The sequence below is a fragment of the Aliivibrio logei genome (assembly GCF_001691055.1).
Classification (GTDB): Bacteria; Pseudomonadota; Gammaproteobacteria; order Enterobacterales; family Vibrionaceae; genus Aliivibrio; species Aliivibrio salmonicida.
On record NZ_MAJU01000020.1, the window covers coordinates 1 to 3011 of the forward strand.

Annotated in this window: 4 protein-coding genes; all 4 read left to right on the top strand. The window is 35.9% G+C overall.

Features of this window, described 5'->3' with window-relative positions; genetic code table 11:
* The coding region (locus A6E04_RS15500; RefSeq protein WP_244886286.1) for a GNAT family N-acetyltransferase at positions 1–496 on the top strand (496 nt) is incomplete at its 5' end.
* 153 nt (positions 497–649) lie between these two features.
* Positions 650–1531 (top strand): DUF2971 domain-containing protein, encoded by an 882-nt coding sequence (locus tag A6E04_RS15505; RefSeq protein WP_065611788.1) that lies wholly within the window; start codon positions 650–652, stop codon positions 1529–1531.
* A gap of 156 nt (positions 1532–1687) precedes the next feature.
* On the top strand, positions 1688–2389 hold the full coding sequence (locus A6E04_RS15510) for a hypothetical protein (protein WP_139078845.1): 702 nt from the start codon (positions 1688–1690) through the stop codon (positions 2387–2389).
* 32 nt (positions 2390–2421) lie between these two features.
* Positions 2422–2895, top strand: a complete 474-nt coding sequence (locus A6E04_RS15515) for a hypothetical protein (protein WP_065611790.1) — start codon at positions 2422–2424, stop codon at positions 2893–2895.
* The last annotated feature ends 116 nt before the right edge of the window (positions 2896–3011 follow it).

Here is a 3011-nt window from a genome sequence, read left to right on the forward strand (position 1 = left end):
GCATTATTCTAGGCGTTATGTGCTAGGAGTAAAAATGGAATTTTCGTATGAAAAAGTGACTCATCAAGATTTAGATGTAATTCTTAAATTGGGTGAAGCTGTTAATGATAAGCATGTTGTACCTCTTCTTAATTCTGAAGGTCAAAAAGCTATCAAAATGGCGTTTAAATCTGATATCGACAAGGTAAAGGATGCCAGTATTTATTCAGCGATTAAAGCTACTATTGATAACGAAATTATCGGATATATAGCCTGGCGTGACGAAAGTTATATTGGTCATCTTTACGTTAAAACTGAATATCACGGTTTTGGTGTGGCTAAGGGTTTAGTTGAAGAAATGAAGGCGGTAAGTGGTGCAAAATTAATTAGCGTTAAAGCTTCGATTTATGCGCTTGGTTTCTATAAAAAAGTAGGATTTAAGCCTGTATCAGAAGAGTTAAGCTTAAACGGTATTCGTTATGTTCCAATGGTACTTAATGTTCAACAGCGCACATAACAAATGCATCAACACGATTTGCTACACTCGGCGTTGTCAGTTTGCCTTTAATTTCAGTGATTAAGGCAGTAAAATTCAGTTTGTTCTGCATAGTAGCAAACGTGTTATGCAGGCGTTAGCACACATGAGTAAATATTAACATTAGGAGTTATTGTGGGACTGTATAAATACATATCTTTTTCAAATTTAAAATATTTGCTTGATGGAACTATTCGGTTCACGCAGCCTAAAGCGTTTAATGATCCATTTGAATTGCTTCCTGAAATATATTTAGTTGACGATATAAAAGGTTTCTCGCTTGATGTTACCGCTCCTCAAAGGGAAGGCTCACCAGCAAGACTTGCAGATGATTTCGAGTCAAAGAATTGTAATGATATAGCAGCACGTGATGTACTAAACGGAGTTAATGATCTAATTGGCATCTTGTGTCTGTCGAAAAATCCTAACTCATTACTTATGTGGTCTCACTATGCGGATGAGTACAAAGGAGCCGTAGTCGAATTTGATGATACACATGAGTTTTTTACTGGACTATTCCCCGTATCTTATGAACAAAACAGGCCAAAAATAGATTTTAGCTTATTGCAAGACAGTTCAGAACACATTCGTTTATCTGAGCTTTGTTATAAGCCTAAAGAATGGGAATATGAAAACGAAGTTCGTATCGCTCGTAACTTAAACGATTGTAAATCGAATGGACACTTTAATGGATTTGATGTGCACGTGATGGACATACCATTGGAATGTATTAAAACAATTACAATGGGTGAAAGAATGCCGATTGAGAATCAAAAATACATATTCGGCAAAATTTGCAATACAAACATAGCACTAGGGTTAGCGGCTATCTCAAACTGGGGCTATAACTTTAGACCTGAACAGATAAAGTATGATTGTCCTCTATCTGAAATGTCCCCTCAAATGTCTCCCCGAACAGCTCATCTATTCAAAGATCTTAAGGGGGACTTTGGTGATATAGCTAGGTGGATGATTGAGAAACATCCAATGGCAAGCATGGTGAACAAAACCTTGTGAGTTGTGTGCTAACAAAGCAATCAACACGATTTATTACATTCGGCGTTGTAGGTTTGTCTTTGGGTTCGGTGTTTAAGGCAGTAAAATTCAGCTAAGTCGTCGTAGTAATAAACGTGTTATTGCGGCGTTAGCTGTTCTGTAAGTATGGAGGTAATTTTGGAATTAATGCAAATTTTTTCAAGTTCTATAATTGGTATCATTATAGGTGCTATGTCAGTATATTTCACCGCGTATTTAAAGGAGAAAGGGAAGTCGCGCGCGCTACAAGAAAATATCAACGATCTTGAAGACGAGAAGCAAAGTATAATATCAAAGTATCAAAAGGACATTGAAGATGTTAAGAAAGCGCATCAATTAGATATTGAAAAAAGAAAACATCAATATGAGAGTAAGAAGTCTCAGTATTATCAATTCATGCAAGAGATCGATGAATTTAACGGGTGTCTTGCTAGAACTCTTTCTGATGATTTAAGTCAAATTATGCTGAAATTTTATGAATATGCATCTGGTGTTTCAAGCGCATCAAAAAATGCTCTCACTGTAGAGTTTAACCAACGAGCTCGAACTGCTGTTGAAAATGTTAAAACTCAAGAGATGAAGTTATTCTCAAGACTAAATGCCTTTAAATTGTCAACTAACAATGAGATCATTACGCTCCTTGAAGAAATGATGGGCGATATACAGAAATCTGAAAAAATACTTGTTGATATACTTGAATACATAGGAAGTCCCAAGTTTCAGATATCGAGGAATGTACCTGAAAGCATTTTGATAATATCAGATTCCAATCGTAGTAATTTAGCCAACACAAAAGCTAAATTGATGGCTGCATTAAAATATGATCTTGATGAAATATAATTAAGTTAATAAGTCGTTACTGTAGAGGATATATGAAATTTTATCATGCAACAACTGGCCAACTATCTATTGGAAAACAGCTGTATTCAAGTCGACAAAGCAGCTTCTATCCACGGGCATCCATGGAAATGGATAAGTCTAAACCTAATGGAGTAATTGGTCGAAAAAATGCTTTGTATTGTACTAATAACGAAGAGTTTGCAGTTATTTTCTTAATGAAGCAAAGCGTATCATTAAGAAATATTAACTTGTACGAGGTTAAGCCAAATACACCTTGTAAGTGCCCTTTTGCAATCACACATAGAGTTGAGCTTAAACTACAATCTGGTGACTGCGTTGAGCAACTAATAAAGGAATATTGGGCACCAAGTCTAAGTTGGGAGTATTATGAATACTTAACAGATTCATTTGAAGTTGTTCAGCAGGTAAATATTCCAAGTATTGAACAAACGATGTTTAACATCATATATGATTCTGATGTTAGGAAAGCTGCAGGAATCAGCTAACAATCGCATCAACACGATTTATTACATTCGGCGTTCTTGGTTTGCCTTGGGTTTCGTGATTAAGGCGGCTAAATTCAGGTTGGTTTGCATGGTAATAAACGTGTTATGCAGGCGTT